This window comes from Enterobacter sp. FW301-JW81, from assembly GCF_058788735.1.
This window is the reverse complement of the sequence record NZ_JBYTBA010000004.1, coordinates 165208-182868: the sequence shown is the minus strand read 5'-3', so window position 1 is coordinate 182868 and position 17661 is coordinate 165208. Positions and strand designations below refer to the sequence as shown.

Annotated in this window: 15 protein-coding genes; 9 read left to right on the top strand and 6 right to left on the bottom strand. The window is 55.4% G+C overall.

The annotated features are described in order from the left end of the window. The first annotated feature begins 106 nt into the window (after nt 1-106). The 9 genes from fkpB to folA all read left to right on the top strand — a co-directional run bounded on the left by fkpB (nt 107) and on the right by folA (nt 10840). Entirely contained in the window at nt 107-556 is a 450-nt protein-coding gene (fkpB, locus tag AC3WOK_RS14265) for an FKBP-type peptidyl-prolyl cis-trans isomerase (RefSeq protein ID WP_023345412.1), read from the top strand. Between the two features lies 1 nt (nt 557). Next, nucleotides 558-1508, top strand: coding sequence for a 4-hydroxy-3-methylbut-2-enyl diphosphate reductase (gene ispH, locus AC3WOK_RS14260; protein WP_063429531.1), 951 nt, complete (start codon nt 558-560; stop codon nt 1506-1508). Nucleotides 1509-1713: 205 nt separating this feature from the next. Then, nucleotides 1714-2535: a 4-hydroxy-tetrahydrodipicolinate reductase gene (dapB, locus tag AC3WOK_RS14255; RefSeq protein ID WP_063429529.1), complete on the top strand. Its 822-nt coding sequence runs from the start codon at nt 1714-1716 to the stop codon at nt 2533-2535. Nucleotides 2536-2989: 454 nt separating this feature from the next. Further along, nucleotides 2990-4138 (top strand): glutamine-hydrolyzing carbamoyl-phosphate synthase small subunit, encoded by a 1149-nt coding sequence (gene carA, locus AC3WOK_RS14250; protein WP_032642612.1) that lies wholly within the window; start codon nt 2990-2992, stop codon nt 4136-4138. Nucleotides 4139-4156: 18 nt separating this feature from the next. Then, nucleotides 4157-7381 carry a carbamoyl-phosphate synthase large subunit gene (gene carB / locus AC3WOK_RS14245; RefSeq protein ID WP_023310356.1) on the top strand — a complete coding sequence of 1075 codons (3225 nt, stop codon included), beginning with the start codon at nt 4157-4159 and terminating at the stop codon, nt 7379-7381. Between the two features lie 139 nt (nt 7382-7520). Beyond that, complete coding sequence (locus AC3WOK_RS14240) at nt 7521-7754, top strand: YgdI/YgdR family lipoprotein (protein ID WP_003856439.1); 234 nt, start codon at nt 7521-7523, stop codon at nt 7752-7754. Nucleotides 7755-7857: 103 nt separating this feature from the next. Beyond that, nucleotides 7858-8388 carry a glutathione-regulated potassium-efflux system oxidoreductase KefF gene (gene kefF / locus AC3WOK_RS14235; protein WP_023310358.1) on the top strand — a complete coding sequence of 177 codons (531 nt, stop codon included), beginning with the start codon at nt 7858-7860 and terminating at the stop codon, nt 8386-8388. Beyond that, nucleotides 8381-10246, top strand: a complete 1866-nt coding sequence (gene kefC, locus AC3WOK_RS14230; RefSeq protein ID WP_429055049.1) for a glutathione-regulated potassium-efflux system protein KefC — start codon at nt 8381-8383, stop codon at nt 10244-10246. The genes kefF and kefC overlap by 8 nt, the downstream gene beginning before the upstream one ends. Nucleotides 10247-10360: 114 nt before the next feature. Then, on the top strand, nt 10361-10840 hold the full coding sequence (folA, locus tag AC3WOK_RS14225) for a type 3 dihydrofolate reductase (protein ID WP_063429523.1): 480 nt from the start codon (nt 10361-10363) through the stop codon (nt 10838-10840). A 61-nt stretch (nt 10841-10901) separates the two neighbouring features. Here folA and apaH read toward each other — a convergent pair whose 3' ends face one another. From apaH to lptD, 6 genes are read right to left on the bottom strand one after another with little or no spacing between them, the layout of a single operon-like run. Continuing rightward, nucleotides 10902-11750 carry a bis(5'-nucleosyl)-tetraphosphatase (symmetrical) ApaH gene (gene apaH, locus AC3WOK_RS14220; protein WP_492354703.1) on the bottom strand — a complete coding sequence of 283 codons (849 nt, stop codon included), beginning with the start codon at nt 11748-11750 and terminating at the stop codon, nt 10902-10904. A 4-nt stretch (nt 11751-11754) separates the two neighbouring features. After that, nucleotides 11755-12132 carry a Co2+/Mg2+ efflux protein ApaG gene (gene apaG / locus AC3WOK_RS14215; protein ID WP_047346321.1) on the bottom strand — a complete coding sequence of 126 codons (378 nt, stop codon included), beginning with the start codon at nt 12130-12132 and terminating at the stop codon, nt 11755-11757. A 3-nt stretch (nt 12133-12135) separates the two neighbouring features. Further along, nucleotides 12136-12957, bottom strand: coding sequence for a 16S rRNA (adenine(1518)-N(6)/adenine(1519)-N(6))-dimethyltransferase RsmA (gene rsmA, locus AC3WOK_RS14210; RefSeq protein ID WP_010427042.1), 822 nt, complete (start codon nt 12955-12957; stop codon nt 12136-12138). Next, the gene (pdxA, locus tag AC3WOK_RS14205) at nt 12954-13940 is read right to left on the bottom strand and encodes a 4-hydroxythreonine-4-phosphate dehydrogenase PdxA (protein WP_492354702.1); all 987 of its coding nucleotides are present in this window, start codon (nt 13938-13940) and stop codon (nt 12954-12956) included. The genes rsmA and pdxA overlap by 4 nt, the downstream gene beginning before the upstream one ends. Then, entirely contained in the window at nt 13940-15226 is a 1287-nt protein-coding gene (surA, locus tag AC3WOK_RS14200) for a peptidylprolyl isomerase SurA (protein ID WP_492354701.1), read from the bottom strand. The genes pdxA and surA overlap by 1 nt, the downstream gene beginning before the upstream one ends. A 53-nt stretch (nt 15227-15279) precedes the next feature. Continuing rightward, complete coding sequence (lptD, locus tag AC3WOK_RS14195; RefSeq protein WP_492354700.1) at nt 15280-17655, bottom strand: LPS assembly protein LptD; 2376 nt, start codon at nt 17653-17655, stop codon at nt 15280-15282. Nucleotides 17656-17661 lie beyond the last annotated feature (6 nt).

Genomic DNA, 17661 nt, shown 5'->3' with positions numbered 1-17661 from the left:
GGTGACGCGTAGCTTACCCGGCCTACCGAATATGCCGACACTTGTAGGCCGGGTAAGCGCAGCGCCACCCGGCACACAGGCGAGACAACATTAAAGAGCAATGTGTATGTCTAAATCCGTACAGAGCAATAGCGCAGTTCTCGTTCACTTCACGCTGAAACTGGATGATGGTTCAACGGCTGAATCCACCCGAAATAACGGCAAGCCGGCCCTGTTTCGTCTTGGCGATACCTCCCTGTCTGAAGGTCTTGAGCAGCAGCTTCTGGGTCTGAAAGAGGGTGAGAAAAAAGCCTTTTCGCTGGAGCCGGATGCCGCGTTTGGTGTCCCGAGCCCGGACCTGATCCAGTATTTCTCGCGCCGTGAGTTTATGGATGCGGGTGAACCGGAAATTGGGGCGATTATGCTCTTTACCGCTATGGACGGCAGCGAAATGCCTGGCGTGATCCGCGAAATCAACGGCGACTCGATTACCGTTGACTTCAACCATCCGCTTGCCGGGCGTACCGTTCATTTTGATATTGAAGTGCTGGAAATCGATCCTGCACTGGAGGCCTGAAATGCAGATCCTGTTGGCTAACCCGCGCGGCTTCTGCGCCGGTGTAGACCGCGCTATCAGCATTGTTGAAAACGCGCTGGAAATTTACGGCGCGCCGATTTATGTGCGTCACGAAGTGGTGCACAACCGCTACGTGGTCGACAGCCTGCGCGAGCGCGGTGCCATCTTTATTGAACAAATCAGCGAAGTTCCGGACGGTGCGATCCTGATTTTCTCCGCGCATGGCGTCTCTCAGGCGGTACGGAACGAAGCGAAAAGCCGCGATTTGACCGTGTTCGATGCCACCTGCCCATTAGTCACGAAAGTGCATATGGAAGTCGCACGCGCCAGCCGTCGTGGTGAAGAGTCGATTCTGATTGGCCATGCCGGTCATCCGGAAGTTGAAGGCACCATGGGCCAGTACAGCAACCCGGAAGGGGGGATGTATCTGGTTGAGTCGCCTGAAGATGTGTTAACGCTGAACGTAAAAAATGAAGCCCGTCTGTCGTTTATGACCCAGACCACGCTCTCCGTAGACGATACCTCGGACGTGATTGACGCCCTGCGTCAGCGTTTCCCGAAAATCGTCGGTCCGCGTAAGGATGACATCTGCTACGCAACCACTAACCGTCAGGAAGCGGTGCGTGCCCTTGCTGAACAGGCGGATGTGGTGCTGGTGGTCGGCTCCAAAAACTCGTCTAACTCCAACCGTCTGGCCGAACTGGCGCAGCGGATGGGGAAAGCGGCTTTCCTGATTGATGACGCGTCGGATATTCAGGAAGCGTGGGTTAAAAACGCGGCCTGCGTGGGCGTGACGGCAGGGGCTTCCGCGCCGGATATACTGGTACAGAATGTCATTACTCGTCTGCAGGAACTCGGCGGTGGCGAAGCGGTGCCGCTGGAAGGACGTGAAGAGAACATCGTTTTCGAAGTCCCGAAAGAACTGAGAATTGATGCCCGCGAAGTCGAATAGTCCCTTTTCTGATGAAAGGCCAGCACCTCCTGTGCTGGCCTTTTTTTTACCCGTTACTTTATCGTGACGACAAAATCATGTCTTTTACTGATATTTAAGTCGGTTTCACGTTAAATTCTAATTATCGGTGTTTTCAGTTGGCAGTGCTTCTCAAGGCTGGTTAATCTGAAAACGGTTTACATCATTTTAACGTAAGAGAATAACTATGCATGATGCACAGATCCGTGTCGCTATTGCGGGCGCGGGTGGACGTATGGGCCGTCAGCTGATTCAGGCGGCGCTACAGATGGATGGTGTGGCACTTGGCGCGGCGCTGGAACGTGCAGGTTCATCACTACTTGGCACCGATGCGGGTGAGCTGGCGGGCGCAGGCCACACGGGCGTAACCGTGCAGAGCAGCCTGGAGGCTGTAAAAGATGACTTTGACGTGTTCATCGATTTTACGCGCCCTGAAGGCACATTGAATCACCTGGCGTTTTGCCGTCAGAACGGTAAAGGGATGGTGATTGGCACCACCGGTTTTGACGAGGCGGGTAAACAAGCCATTCAGGAGGCATCAAACGAGATTGCGATCGTCTTCGCTGCCAACTTTAGTGTAGGCGTTAACGTGATGCTGAAGCTGCTGGAAAAGGCGGCGAAAGTGATGGGCGACTATACCGACATTGAAATTGTTGAAGCGCATCACCGCTATAAAGTCGACGCGCCATCAGGCACGGCGCTGGCAATGGGCGAAGCGATTGCTTATGCAATGGATAAAGACTTAAAAGACATCGCGGTCTATTCTCGCGAAGGTCATACGGGCGAACGCGTTCCGGGATCCATTGGTTTCGCAACGGTGCGAGCAGGCGATATCGTCGGCGAACATACCGCGATGTTCGCCGATATCGGCGAACGTGTAGAGATCACGCATAAGGCATCTAGCCGAATGACATTTGCAAATGGCGCAGTGCGCTCCGCGTTGTGGTTGAAAGGCAAGCGTAATGGTCTTTTTGATATGCGAGATGTACTCGATCTCAACAATTTGTAAGCATTATTACCCATCGTGATGTGGTTATTGCAGTCGTAATATATTGATTGCATAGGGCAATAATTTATTGCCCTTTTATTTTGTCTTCTTTGTGAGTGTTATTAAGTTAAAGCTTTAAAACAATATCTCTTCTCTCTGTTTTACGTTGCGTAATTGTAAATTTTGACCATATGGTCCACTTTTTATTGCCCCGCGCACGAAATTTCCGTTAAACTTACCGCGCAAGCGTTTTCCAGAATGATTTGCCTGATCTTTTTGCCCGTTAAATCGCATTCCAGCCGCCAGGCTCGCAAAAGACTAAACAAAATATCCGTTTTAAGTTGACTTTTACCCACCAAATCCCCAGAATGCCGCCGTTTGCCAAAAATCCGCTGGCAACACATTTGCATTGATCCATGACATGGTTATGAATTAATATGCAAATAAAGTGAGTGAATATTCTCTGGAGGGTGTTTTGATTAAGTCAGCGCTATTGGTTCTGGAAGACGGAACCCAGTTTATCGGTCGGGCCATAGGGGCAACGGGTTCGGCGGTTGGGGAAGTCGTTTTCAATACTTCAATGACCGGTTATCAAGAAATCCTCACTGATCCTTCCTATTCTCGCCAAATCGTTACTCTTACTTATCCTCATATCGGCAATGTCGGCACCAATGCGGCTGACGAAGAGTCCTCTCAGGTACATGCGCAAGGCCTGGTCATTCGCGACCTGCCGCTGATTGCCAGCAACTTCCGCAACACCGAAGACCTCTCTTCCTACCTGAAACGCCATAACATCGTGGCGATTGCCGATATCGATACCCGTAAGTTAACGCGTCTGCTGCGCGAGAAGGGTGCACAAAACGGCTGCATCATTGCAGGCGATAACCTCGATGCGGCCCTGGCGCTGGAAAAAGCGAAAGCCTTCCCGGGCCTGAACGGCATGGACCTGGCAAAAGAAGTGACTACCGCTGAAGCCTACAGCTGGACGCAGGGTAGCTGGACGCTGGAAGGCGACCTGCCGGAAGCGAAAAAAGAGAGCGAGCTGCCTTTCCACGTGGTGGCTTATGATTTTGGCGCCAAGCGCAACATCCTGCGCATGCTGGTTGACCGCGGCTGCCGTCTGACGGTGGTGCCGGCGCAGACCTCTGCCGAAGACGTACTGAAGATGAACCCGGACGGCATCTTCCTCTCTAACGGCCCAGGCGACCCGGCTCCTTGTGACTACGCCATCGCTGCCATCAAGTCCTTCCTGGAAACCGACATCCCGGTATTCGGCATCTGCCTCGGCCATCAGCTGCTGGCTCTGGCGAGCGGTGCGAACACCGTTAAGATGAAGTTCGGTCACCACGGTGGTAACCACCCGGTGAAAGACATTGATAACAACACGGTGATGATTACCGCGCAGAACCACGGTTTCGCCGTCGATGAGGCCTCAATGCCGGCTAACCTGCGCGTGACCCATAAGTCGCTGTTCGATGGCACCCTGCAGGGGATTCATCGTACCGATAAGCCAGCATTCAGCTTCCAGGGCCACCCTGAAGCCAGCCCGGGCCCACACGATGCCGCGCCGCTGTTCGATCACTTCATCGAACTTATTGAGCAATACCGTAAGACCGCTAAATAATCAGGAGCCGAGAAGACAATGCCAAAACGTACAGACATAAAAAGCATCCTGATCCTTGGCGCTGGCCCGATCGTCATCGGCCAGGCCTGCGAATTCGACTATTCCGGTGCGCAGGCGTGTAAAGCCCTGCGCGAAGAGGGTTACCGCGTTATCCTGGTCAACTCTAACCCGGCAACCATCATGACCGACCCGGAAATGGCTGATGCAACCTACATCGAGCCGATTCACTGGGAAGTGGTACGCAAAATCATCGAAAAAGAGCGTCCGGACGCGGTGCTGCCAACCATGGGCGGCCAGACGGCGCTGAACTGTGCGCTGGAGCTGGAGCGTCAGGGCGTGCTGGAAGAGTTCGGCGTGACCATGATTGGCGCAACCGCCGACGCGATTGATAAAGCAGAAGACCGTCGTCGCTTTGACGTGGCGATGAAGAAAATCGGCCTCGACACCGCGCGTTCCGGCATCGCACACAATATGGAAGAAGCGCTGGCCGTCGCGGCTGACGTGGGCTATCCGTGCATCATCCGTCCATCCTTCACCATGGGTGGCACCGGCGGCGGGATCGCCTACAACCGCGAAGAGTTCGAAGAGATTTGCGAACGCGGTCTGGATCTTTCCCCAACCAAAGAGCTGCTGATTGATGAATCGCTGATTGGCTGGAAAGAGTACGAGATGGAAGTGGTGCGTGATAAAAACGACAACTGCATCATCGTCTGCTCCATCGAAAACTTCGATGCGATGGGGATCCACACCGGCGACTCCATCACCGTTGCGCCAGCCCAGACCCTGACCGACAAAGAGTATCAAATCATGCGTAACGCCTCGATGGCGGTACTTCGTGAAATCGGCGTGGAAACCGGCGGTTCTAACGTGCAGTTCTCCGTGAACCCGAAAACCGGCCGTCTGATTGTTATCGAAATGAACCCGCGCGTGTCCCGTTCCTCCGCGCTGGCCTCTAAAGCGACCGGCTTCCCGATTGCGAAAGTGGCGGCGAAGCTGGCGGTGGGTTATACCCTCGACGAGCTGATGAACGACATCACCGGTGGCCGCACCCCGGCGTCCTTCGAGCCGTCCATCGACTACGTTGTGACCAAAATTCCACGCTTCAACTTCGAGAAATTCGCCGGCGCGAACGACCGCCTGACCACCCAGATGAAATCTGTTGGCGAAGTGATGGCGATTGGCCGCACGCAGCAGGAATCCCTGCAGAAAGCGCTGCGCGGCCTGGAAGTCGGTGCGACCGGCTTTGACCCGAAAGTAAGCCTGGACGACCCGGAAGCGCTGACCAAAATTCGCCGCGAGCTGAAAGACGCGGGCGCTGAGCGCATCTGGTACATCGCCGATGCCTTCCGTGCGGGCCTGTCCGTGGACGGCGTGTTCAACCTGACCAACATTGACCGCTGGTTCCTGGTGCAGATTGAAGAACTGGTGCGTCTGGAAGAACAGGTGGCTGAGCTGGGCATCACCGGCCTGGACGCTGACTTCCTGCGCGTGCTGAAGCGTAAAGGCTTCGCCGATGCGCGTCTGGCTAAGCTGGCGGGCGTGCGTGAAGCGGAAATCCGTAAGCTGCGCGACCAGTACGACCTGCACCCGGTCTACAAGCGCGTAGACACCTGTGCGGCAGAGTTCTCAACTGACACTGCTTACATGTACTCCACCTATGAAGATGAGTGCGAAGCGAACCCGTCCGTCGACCGCGACAAGATTATGGTGCTGGGCGGCGGTCCAAACCGTATCGGCCAGGGCATCGAGTTCGACTACTGCTGTGTACATGCCTCGCTGGCGCTGCGCGAAGACGGTTACGAGACCATCATGGTCAACTGTAACCCGGAAACGGTCTCGACCGACTACGACACCTCTGACCGCCTCTACTTCGAGCCGGTTACCCTGGAAGACGTGCTGGAAATCGTGCGCATCGAGAAGCCAAAAGGCGTTATCGTGCAATACGGCGGCCAGACCCCGCTGAAGCTGGCGCGCGCGCTGGAAGCGGCTGGCGTGCCGGTTATCGGTACCAGCCCGGATGCGATTGACCGTGCGGAAGACCGCGAGCGTTTCCAGCAGGCCGTTGACCGCCTGAAGCTGAAACAGCCGGCAAACGCCACCGTCACCGCCATTGAAATGGCCGTTGAGAAGGCGAAAGAGATTGGCTACCCGCTGGTGGTGCGTCCTTCGTACGTGCTGGGCGGCCGCGCGATGGAAATCGTGTATGACGAAGCCGACCTGCGTCGCTACTTCCAGACGGCGGTGAGCGTCTCCAACGATGCGCCAGTGCTGCTCGACCGCTTCCTCGACGACGCGGTAGAAGTGGACGTTGACGCCATCTGCGACGGCGAAATGGTGCTGATTGGCGGCATCATGGAGCATATCGAGCAGGCGGGCGTGCACTCCGGCGACTCCGCCTGTTCTCTGCCAGCGTACACCCTGAGCCAGGAAATTCAGGACGTGATGCGCCAGCAGGTGCAGAAGCTGGCCTTCGAGCTGCAGGTTCGCGGCCTGATGAACGTCCAGTTCGCGGTGAAAGACAACGAAGTCTACCTGATTGAAGTGAACCCGCGCGCGGCGCGTACCGTACCGTTCGTCTCCAAAGCCACCGGCGTCCCGCTGGCGAAAGTGGCGGCACGCGTGATGGCGGGCCAGACGCTGGCACAGCAGGGCGTGACCAAAGAAATTATTCCACCGTACTACTCGGTGAAAGAAGTGGTGCTGCCGTTCAACAAATTCCCGGGCGTTGACCCGCTGTTAGGGCCAGAGATGCGCTCCACCGGGGAAGTGATGGGCGTGGGCCGCACCTTCGCAGAAGCCTTCGCGAAGGCGCAGCTGGGCAGTAGCTCCACCATGAGAAAATCAGGCCGTGCGCTGCTCTCCGTTCGCGAAGGCGACAAAGAGCGCGTGGTTGACCTGGCCGCCAAGCTGCTGAAGCAGGGCTTCGAGCTGGATGCAACCCACGGTACGGCGATTGTGCTGGGTGAAGCCGGTATCAACCCGCGTCTGGTGAACAAGGTGCATGAAGGTCGTCCGCACATTCAGGATCGTATCAAGAATGGCGAATACACCTACATCATCAACACCACCGCAGGCCGCCAGGCGATTGAAGACTCCAAGCTGATTCGCCGCAGCGCGCTGCAGTACAAGGTGCACTATGACACCACCCTGAACGGCGGTTTCGCTACGGCCATGGCGCTGAACGCGGATGCCACCGAGAAGGTGATTTCAGTGCAGGAAATGCACGCGCAGATTAGCAAGTAAGTAAAAATGCCCGGTGCCGTTAGGTTGCCGGGCATTCTCCCTATCTTCAGAACCTTCTGGTTTTCCATCCGCATTCAGTCAGTTAGCCTAAAATGGTTAGGTCGATAACGAAATTCAACTGAGAGCAGGGGAAAACACCATGCAAAATAAATTACTGATCGCTTCCGTTCTGGCTGCCACTGCAATGTTCACCGTGGCGGGCTGTTCGTCTAATCAGGCCGTAAAAACTACCGATGGTAAAACCATTGTCACCGACGGCAAGCCGCAGGTGGATGACGATACCGGCCTGGTGTCGTACAAAAACGCTGAAACCGGTCAAACTGAGCAGATTAACCGTGACCAGGTTAAATCCATGGGCGAGCTGGATAACTAATTCAGAATTCTGACGTAAGCCCGTCAATAATATTCACTATTAGCCTGTTGAATTACTGACTACACTCTTTTGTTAAAAGAAAGCAGTAACAACAGGCTAATCAATGATTCTGATAATTTACGCCCATCCTTATCCGCAGCACTCGCATGCGAATAAGCGGATGCTTGAGCAGGTAAGGACGCTTGATAACGTAGAGATACGTTCCCTCTATCAACTCTATCCCGATTTTAATATCGATATCGCCGCCGAACAGGAGGCACTTTCCCGCGCCGATCTGATTATCTGGCAGCATCCCATGCAGTGGTACAGCACGCCCCCGCTCCTGAAACTGTGGATTGATAAAGTTTTCTCCCACGGCTGGGCGTATGGACACAACGGCAATGCGCTTAAAGGCAAAAGCCTGATGTGGGCGGTAACCACCGGCGGAGGGGAAAGCCACTTTGATATTGGTTCCTTCCCGGGGTTTGACGTCCTGGCGCAGCCGCTGCAGGCGACCGCGCTCTATTGTGGTCTGAACTGGCTCCCGCCTTTTGCCATGCACTGCACGTTTGTCTGCGACGATGAAACGCTGCAGGCGCAGGCTCGCCATTATAAACAACGCTTACTCGAGTGGCAGGAGACGCATCATGGATAGCCATACGCTGATACAGGCGCTGATTTACCTCGGCGCGGCGGCGCTGATTGTGCCCGTGGCGGTACGCCTGGGGCTGGGCTCCGTTCTCGGCTATCTGATTGCCGGCTGCGTCATTGGGCCGTGGGGGCTTCGTCTGGTCACGGATGCAGAGGCGATTCTGCATTTCGCTGAAATTGGCGTTGTGCTGATGCTCTTTGTGATTGGTCTGGAACTCGATCCGCAGCGCTTGTGGAAGCTTCGCGCCTCGGTATTTGGCGGTGGCGCGTTGCAAATGGTGGCCTGCGGACTGCTGTTGGGCGGGTTCTGTATCCTGCTGGGAATGGACTGGAAAGTGGCAGAGCTCATCGGCATGACGCTGGCGCTCTCCTCAACGGCGATTGCCATGCAGGCCATGAACGAGCGTAACCTGACGGTCTCCCAGATGGGCCGCAGCGCGTTCTCCGTGCTGCTGTTCCAGGATATTGCCGCTATCCCGCTGGTGGCGATGATCCCGCTGCTGGCGGCAAGCGGTTCCTCGACGACGCTGGGCGCTTTCGCGCTGTCCGCACTGAAGGTGGCGGGCGCGCTGGCGCTGGTGGTTCTGCTTGGACGCTACGTTACCCGTCCGCTGCTGCGGTTTGTTGCCCGCTCAGGCCTGCGCGAAGTGTTCAGCGCCGTGGCGCTGTTCCTGGTGTTTGGCTTTGGTCTGCTGCTGGAAGAGGCCGGGCTGTCGATGGCGATGGGGGCATTCCTCGCAGGCGTTCTGCTGGCGAGCTCTGAATATCGTCACGCGCTGGAAAGCGATATTGAGCCGTTCAAAGGGCTGCTGCTAGGGCTGTTTTTCATCGGCGTAGGGATGTCCGTCGACTTCGGCACGCTGGTAACGCACCCGCTGCGGATCGTCATCCTGCTGGTGGGCTTCCTGGTCATTAAAATGGTGATGCTCTGGCTGATTGCGCGTCCACTGAACGTGCCGACCCGGCAGCGACGCTGGTTTGCCGTGCTGCTGGGGCAGGGGAGTGAATTTGCGTTCGTGGTCTTTGGCGCAGCGCAGATGGCAAACGTGCTCGATCCGGAGTGGGCGAAAGCGCTGACGCTGGCGGTCGCACTGTCGATGGCGGCGACGCCTGTTCTGCTGGTGGTGCTGACGCGTCTGGAAAAATCGGGCAGCGAGCAGGAGCGCGAAGCCGATGAAATCGACGAGGAGCAGCCGCGCGTCATTATCGCCGGCTTTGGCCGCTATGGGCAGATCGTGGGTCGTTTACTGCTGTCGAGCGGGGTGAAAATGGTCATCCTCGATCACGATCCTGACCATGTCGATACCCTGCGTAAATTTGATATGAAGGTGTTTTACGGAGATGCGACCCGCGTCGATCTGCTGGAATCCGCCGGGGCGGCAAAAGCCGAGGTGCTGATTAACGCCATTGACGATCCAGAGACCAGCATGCAGATGGTGGAACTGGTTAAAGAGCATTTCCCGGCGCTGACCATTATCTCCCGCGCGCGCGATGTGGATCACTATATCCGGCTGCGACAGGCGGGTGTAGACGCACCGGAGCGTGAAACGTTCGAGGGCGCGCTGAAGTCTGGCCGTACGGCGCTGGAAAGTCTTGGTCTTGGCGCGTATGAAGCGCGTGAGCGTGCGGACCTGTTCCGCCGCTTTAATACCGAGATGGTGGAAGAGATGGCGGCGATGGCCGGCAGTTCGGCCACGGAGCGCGCGGCGGTGTTCAAGCGCACCAGCGCGATGCTGACGGAAATCATTAACGAGGACCGTAATCACCTTTCGCTGATCCAGCGTCATGGCTGGCAGGGCACGGAAGAGGGCAAGCATACCGGCGATCCGGCTGACGAGCCCGAGAGTAAACCTTCCGCGTGAAGTGGAGTTGCCAGCAATAATAAAAAATTTCTTTATCTTTACCCTGCCGCCAGTCGACGAAAGATTAAGCTTTCCGTATAGTGGCGGCAATTTTTTGCATCCGGGAAATTTTCAATGATCAGTCTGATTGCAGCGCTGGCGGTGGACCGCGTTATCGGTATGGAAAATGCCATGCCGTGGAACCTGCCTGCCGATCTCGCATGGTTTAAACGTACTACGTTAAACAAGCCGGTAGTGATGGGCCGCCTGACCTGGGAGTCGATTGGTCGTCCATTGCCGGGCCGTAAAAATATCGTTATCAGTAGCCAGCCAGGCACTGACGAGCGCGTCGAATGGGTAAAATCAGTCGACGAGGCGATTGCCGCCTGCGGCAATGCCGAAGAGATCATGGTGATCGGCGGTGGGCGTGTGTATGAGCAGTTCCTGCCAAAAGCGCAGAAGCTGTATCTGACCCACATTGATGCGGAAGTGGAAGGCGATACCCATTTCCCGGACTACGATCCGGACGAGTGGGAATCGGTTTTCAGCGAATTCCACGACGCGGATGCACAGAACTCCCACAGCTACTGCTTTGAGATTCTGGAACGTCGTTAAGTGATTTTCCTACCCCCGACCGTCGCCCCTTTGGGGAGAGGGTCGGGGTGAGGGGCAATAGTCAGGAGGCTGCAGCCTCATTTTCACCTAAGTCCAGCTGTCGGTTGGACGGCTGAACAAAGTAAGTTTTATCTTCCCAGCGTAAGCAGGTTAACTCTCCGCCCCAGCAGCATCCGGTATCAAGGCCGTAGATCCCCTCCGGCGTTCCTTTTCCTTCCAGTGCAGCCCAGTGACCAAATACCACGCTGTACTCGCTTGTCACCGGTCCCGGAATGGCAAACCACGGCTTGAGCGGAGCGGGCGCGCTTTCCGGTGTCTCTTTGGAATACATGTCCAGCTGTCCGTTCGGGAAGCAGAAACGCATGCGGGTGAAGGCGTTGGTGATAAAGCGCAGGCGGGCCAGACCGCTGAGCTCTTCGCTCCAGTGGTTTGGCATATCGCCGTACATGGCATCGAGGAAGAAAGGATACGAGTCGCTCGCCAGCACCGCCTCAACGTCACGCGCGCAGGTTTTCGCCGTCTCAAGATCCCACTGTGGGGTGATCCCGGCATGCGCCATGACCAACTTTTTTTCTTCGTCGATCTGCAGCAGTGGCTGACGGCGCAGCCAGTTGATCAGCTCGTCCGCGTCCGGCGCATCCAGCAGTGGGGTGAGGCGATCTTTAGGCTTGTTGCGGCTGATCCCGGCGAAAACCGCCAGCAGATGCAGATCGTGATTGCCCAGGACCATGCGGACGCTGTCGCCCAGCGATTTGACGAAGCGTAATACTTCAAGGGAGCCGGGCCCACGCGCGACTAAATCGCCCGTTAGCCAGAGCGTGTCCTGTCCAGGGGTAAAGTCGACCTGCTTTAATAATGCGATCAGTTCATCGTAGCAACCGTGAACGTCGCCAATCAGATATGTAGACATTAGATTAATGAATGAGTGTTGTAACGGCGAGACGGAACACAGGAATGGCAACGCGGAAACTATTGCCATCGACGTCGACCATTTCATAATGGCCTTGCATGGTACCCATCGGCGTTTCAATCACCGCACCGCTGGTGTACTGGTACTCTTCGCCAGGGGCAATGTGCGGCTGTTCACCAACCACACCTTCCCCCTGAACTTCGATTTCACGGCCATTGCCGTTTGTGATCAGCCAATAGCGCCCGCGCAGTTGCACAGGCATCCGCCCCAGGTTGCGAATGGTCACGGTGTAAGCAAAGACAAAACGTTCTTCATCCGGTGAGGATTGCGATTCAACATAGACGCTTTGTACATGGACACATACGCGGGGCGAATCAATCATGGCTTAACTCTCCTTCGGCGGCGCATTTTCGCTGATGTAATTAGCCAGCTTGCAGTACTGCTCTACGGAAATGTTCTCCGCACGCATTGCCGGGTCGATTCCCAGCTCGGCTAACACCTCAACGGTGAACGAATTGCTCAGGCTGTTACGAATCGTTTTCCGGCGCTGGTTAAAGGCTTCCGTGGTGACGCGGCTCAGTACACGCAGATCTTTCACCGGGTACGGTTTCGTTTTGTGCGGCACCAGGCGAACAACCGCAGAATCCACTTTCGGTGGCGGCGTAAAGGCGGATGGCGGGACTTCGAGCACCGGGATCACGTTGCAGTAATATTGCGCCATCACGCTTAAACGACCATACGCTTTACTGTTCGGGCCTGCAACCAGACGGTTAACAACCTCTTTTTGCAACATGAAGTGCATGTCGGCAATGGCATCAGTATAGCTAAACAGGTGGAACATCAGCGGGGTGGAAATGTTGTACGGTAAGTTACCGAACACGCGCAGCGGCTGGCCCATTTTTTCCGACAGCTCGCCAAAGTTCATGGTCATGGCATCCTGCTGATAAATGGTCAGCTTCGGCCCGAGGAACGGGTGCGTTTGCAGGCGTGCGGCCAGATCGCGGTCCAGCTCGATGACGGTCAGTTCGTCGAGGCGTTCGCCTACCGGTTCGGTCAGGGCGGCAAGGCCCGGGCCGATTTCGACCATCGCCTGACCTTTTTGCGGGTTAATGGCCGAGACAATGCTTTCGATCACGAACTGATCGTTAAGGAAGTTTTGCCCGAAACGTTTACGGGCTAAGTGGCCCTGATGGACTCGATTAGTCATTGAGTATTAACAATCATTTTGATGGCGAGATTAAGCGCCGTAATAAAACTGCCGACATCCGCTTTCCCCTGGCCTGCCAGATCCAGCGCAGTACCGTGGTCAACGGACGTTCGAATAAAGGGTAAACCGAGGGTGATATTCACGCCGCGGCCAAAGCCCTGGTATTTTAGCACGGGCAGGCCCTGATCGTGGTACATCGCGAGCACCGCATCGGCATTATCCAGGTATTTCGGCTGGAAAAGGGTATCTGCGGGCAGCGGCCCGCTTAAGTGCATCCCTTTTGCACGCATTTCTTCAAGCACCGGAATAATGGTGTCGATCTCTTCGGTGCCCATATGCCCGCCTTCACCGGCGTGCGGATTCAGGCCACAAACCAGCACGTGTGGCTGCGGGATGCCGAATTTCGTCTGCAGATCGTGATGCAAAATCCCGATGATCTCACGCAGGAGCTCAGGGGTGATGGCATCAGGAATGGCTTTGATGGGCAGATGGGTTGTCACCAGCGCGACACGCATCTCTTCCGTCGCCAGCATCATCACCACTTTCGGGCTGTGTGAGCGCTCTTCAAAGAACTCCGTATGCCCGGTAAACGGAATACCCGCTTCGTTGATCACACCCTTGTGGACGGGGCCGGTAATCAGAGCGGCAAATTCACCCTTCAGACAACCGTCGCAGGCGCGCGCAAGGGTTTCAACGACATAATGACCGTTTTCCGTGCTGAGCTGGCCCGGGATGACAGGCGTACGAAGGGGAACAGAGAGAAGCGTGAGCGTACCGGCTTGCTGTGGTGCAGGCTGTTGGCCTTCAACGTAAGGGATGAGCGTTAAAGGCAGACCGAGCAGCGTTGCCCGGTCTTGTAACAGTGTTGCATCAGCGCAGACGACCAGTTCTACCGGCCAGCTGCGCTGGGCGAGCTGGACAACGAGGTCAGGCCCAATCCCGGCGGGTTCGCCGGGAGTGATAACAACACGATGCTGTTTCATTAGTTGCTCAGAACTTTCACGTAAGCGCTGGCGCGTTGTTCCTGCATCCAGGTTGCCGCTTCTTCAGAGAACTTACGGTTAAACAGCATACGGTAGGCTCTGTCTTTCTGCGCCGCATCCGTTTTATCAACGTTACGGGTGTCCATCAGCTCAATCAGATGCCAGCCAAACGAAGAGTGTACCGGCGCACTGATCTGGCCTTTGTTCATTTTCATCAACGCATCGCGGAACGCAGGATCGTAGATATCCGCCGCTGCCCAGCCCAGATCGCCGCCCTGGTTAGCAGAGCCTGGATCCTGAGAGAACTCTTTTGCTGCATTTGCGAACGAGGTTTTACCGCTCTTAATGTCAGCAGCAATCTGTTCCAGCTTCGCACGCGCCTGATCGTCAGTCATGATCGGTGACGGTTTCAGAAGGATGTGGCGAGCGTGTACTTCGGTGACGGAAATACTTTGGCTCTGACCGCGCAGATCGTTCACTTTCAGAATATGGAAGCCCACACCTGAACGGATCGGACCGACGATATCACCTTTCTTCGCCGTGCTCAGTGCCTGGGCGAAGATGGATGGCAGCTCCTGAATACGTCCCCAGCCCATCTGGCCGCCTTTCAGCGCCTGTTGGTCCGCGGAGTAGGTGATAGCCAGCTTGCCAAAGTCGCCGCCGTTACGCGCCTGTTCGACAATAGACCGCGCCTGGCTTTCGGCTTCCGCAGCCTGATCGGAGGTTGGGTTCTCTGGCAGAGCGATTAGAATGTGGCTCAGGTTCAGCTCCGTGCTGGCATCGTTCTGGTTACCCACCTGTTTTGCCAGCGCGTCCACTTCCTGAGGCAGGATCGTGACGCGGCGACGCACTTCGTTGTTACGCACCTCCGAAATCAGCATCTCTTTACGGATCTGGTTACGGTAGGTGGCGTAGCTGATACCGTCATAAGCCAGACGGCTGCGCATCTGGTCTAAAGACATATTGTTCTGCTTCGCGATGTTAGCGATCGCCTGATCGAGCTGCTCGTCAGTGACCTTCACACCCATTTTCTGCCCCATCTGGAGAACGATCTGATCCATGATCAGACGCTCCAGGATCTGGTGGCGCAGCGTGGCGTCATCCGGAAGCTGCTGACCTGCTTCGCCCGAATTGAGCTTCACCGATTTCATCAGACCGTCAACGTCACTTTCGAGCACAACGCCGTTGTTAACCACAGCAGCGACTTTATCAACAACCTGGGGGGCCGCGAAGCTGGTATTCGCAACCATAGCGACACCGAGCAGCAGCGTTTTCCAGTTCTTCATACTTTTTCCATTTCAATTAACCGCAAAGCGGATTACGTTGCAAATCAAGCTCATTACAAGGAAGTGCGGTACGGCAGAATGTTCGAGCGCAGCATCTGCTGCGTGCCCAGGCCGTAGTTGGAACTCAGGCCGCGCAGTTCGACATTAAAGCCAATCACGTTGTCGTATTTGCTCTGATTGTTGTCAGTATCCCAGCCGTTAAGCTTGCGTTCGTAACCGACGCGCAGCGCGTAACAGCAGGAGTTGTATTGCAGGCCCACCATCTGGTCAGCTGCTTTACTGGTGTTGGTATCAAAGTAGTAAGCGCCTACGATTGACCAGCGGTCGGCGATTGGCCAACTCGCTGCCGCACCGATCTGAGAAATACCGTCTGAATATTGTGGTAGTTTCCAGTAGTTGATGCTGCTCTGGTCATTGCTTTTCGGTAGCGTTGCCTGAATATATTCTGGGCTAGCATAACGATAACTTACCTGAATCATTCGATCTTCATCACGACGATATTCTATGGCCGCACTACTGTTAGCGACATTGTCGAGACGAGTGTCATATTGCACACCGCCACGCAAGCCCCAACGGTCAGTCATACGCCAGTAAGTATCTCCTGCCCAAACTATCGATCCTGTTTTGTTGTCTTTCTCCCACTGAATATTGTCATCGCCCGTGCGAGACTCTGTGAAATAGTAAATTTGACCAACAGAAACGTTAAAACGTTCAACGGCTGCGTCATCATATACGCGCGATGTGACCCCGGTCGTTAACTGGTTAGCGGATGCGATACGGTCCAACCCACCGTAGGTACGGTCACGGAACAGGCCGCTGTAGTCAGACTGCAGTAAAGAAGAGTCGTAGTTCTGAATATTGCTTTGATCACGGTATGGCACGTACAAATACTGCATACGCGGTTCAAGCGTCTGGGTATAACCATCCGCCAGCAGGCTCATATTTCGCTCGAAGATCAGCTTACCGTCCATTTTGAACTGAGGGAGCGTTCTGTTGACCGACTCCTCCAGATGAGCATTGTTAGCTGTGTTGTAATCATCAACATTTTTTTGCTGATAGTGAGTCGCCATCAGCTTGGCTTCGGTATTCAGGCTTGCCCAGTCGTTAGACCATGGCAGGTTGATCGTCGGCTCAAGGTGAACACGCGTGGCTTCCGGCATGTCCGAATCCGTGTTAACGAAATGCACCGCCTGAGCGTAAACATGGGTGTCAAATGGCCCCACGTCATTCTGATACCAGTTTACGTCGAGCTGTGGCTCTGCCCCATATGTAGGCGTGGACTGGTCAGAAAACACCTGGAATTGCTTGGTCGAGACGGTTGCATCAAAGTTTTGCACCGCATAGCCTACGCTGAATTTCTGCGTGGCATAGCCATCAGTGCTCGAACCGTATTTGGACGAGAAGTCATTAAAATAAGATGAGTCGCTAACTTTGGTGTAGTCAACGTTAAAACGCCACACCTGATTCATCACCCCGGCATGCTGCCAGTAATACAACCAACGGTGTTTGTCCCCTTCGGTCGGATGCTCGTCCTGGAAGACTTTATCCGACGGCAGGTAATCCAGCTCCATCAGACCTGCACCAGCCTGAGTCAGATAGCGGAACTCGTTCTCCCACATGACGTTGCCGCGCTTGTGGATATAGTGCGGCGTGATCGTGGCGTCCATATTGGGCGCGATGTTCCAGTAATACGGCAGGTAGAACTCGAAGTAGTTCGAGGTGCTGTATTTGGCATTCGGGATCAGGAAGCCGGAGCGACGTTTGTCACCTACCGGAAGCTGCAGGTAAGGGCTGTAGAACACGGGCACCGGACCGAGCTTGAAGCGGGCATTCCAGATCTCCGCGACCTGCTCTTCACGGTCATGGATCACTTCGCTGCCAACTACGCTCCAGGTATTTGAGCCCGGCAGACAGGAGGTGAAGGAGCCGTTTTCCAGGATCGTATAGCGGTTTTCACCGCGCTGTTTCATCAGGTCTGCGTCACCGCGTCCCTGGCGACCCACCATCTGGTAATCACCTTTCCAGACGTTAGTATCTTTGGTGTTCAGGTTTGACCAGGCTTTCGGACCTTTCAGGATGACCTGATTGTCGTCATAGTGCACATTACCCAGCGCATCCACCGTTCGTACCGGCTCGGCCGCACCTTCCGGCTGCTTCTGGTGCAACTGCACTTCATCTGCCTGCAGGCGGCTATTGCCCTGGTTAATATCCACATTGCCCGTAAACGTGGCATTGTCAGGATAGGTACCTTTAGAACTGTCGGCAGTAATGGTTACCGGCAAGCTATTAGTATCGCCTTTCACCAGTGGGCGATTATAACTTGGGACGCCAAGCATACACTGCGAGGCGAGATCGGCCGCCAGCCCCTGTTGACTGTACAGGGCGGTGCCAATCATTGTGGCCAGGAGGGTGGGGATACGTTTTTTCATACGTTG

Bases quoted from the DNA above. Each gene is read 5' to 3' on its own strand.
- fkpB (WP_023345412.1), top strand. From the start codon at position 107: ATGTCTAAATCCGTACAGAGCAATAGCGCAGTTCTCGTTCACTTCACG.
- ispH (WP_063429531.1), top strand. From the start codon at position 558: ATGCAGATCCTGTTGGCTAACCCGCGCGGCTTCTGCGCCGGTGTAGAC.
- dapB (WP_063429529.1), top strand. From the start codon at position 1,714: ATGCATGATGCACAGATCCGTGTCGCTATTGCGGGCGCGGGTGGACGT.
- carB (WP_023310356.1), top strand. From the start codon at position 4,157: ATGCCAAAACGTACAGACATAAAAAGCATCCTGATCCTTGGCGCTGGC.
- AC3WOK_RS14240 (WP_003856439.1), top strand. From the start codon at position 7,521: ATGCAAAATAAATTACTGATCGCTTCCGTTCTGGCTGCCACTGCAATG.
- kefF (WP_023310358.1), top strand. From the start codon at position 7,858: ATGATTCTGATAATTTACGCCCATCCTTATCCGCAGCACTCGCATGCG.
- kefC (WP_429055049.1), top strand. From the start codon at position 8,381: ATGGATAGCCATACGCTGATACAGGCGCTGATTTACCTCGGCGCGGCG.
- folA (WP_063429523.1), top strand. From the start codon at position 10,361: ATGATCAGTCTGATTGCAGCGCTGGCGGTGGACCGCGTTATCGGTATG.
- apaH (WP_492354703.1), bottom strand. From the start codon at position 11,750: ATGTCTACATATCTGATTGGCGACGTTCACGGTTGCTACGATGAACTG.
- apaG (WP_047346321.1), bottom strand. From the start codon at position 12,132: ATGATTGATTCGCCCCGCGTATGTGTCCATGTACAAAGCGTCTATGTT.
- rsmA (WP_010427042.1), bottom strand. From the start codon at position 12,957: ATGACTAATCGAGTCCATCAGGGCCACTTAGCCCGTAAACGTTTCGGG.
- pdxA (WP_492354702.1), bottom strand. From the start codon at position 13,940: ATGAAACAGCATCGTGTTGTTATCACTCCCGGCGAACCCGCCGGGATT.
- surA (WP_492354701.1), bottom strand. From the start codon at position 15,226: ATGAAGAACTGGAAAACGCTGCTGCTCGGTGTCGCTATGGTTGCGAAT.
- lptD (WP_492354700.1), bottom strand. From the start codon at position 17,655: ATGAAAAAACGTATCCCCACCCTCCTGGCCACAATGATTGGCACCGCC.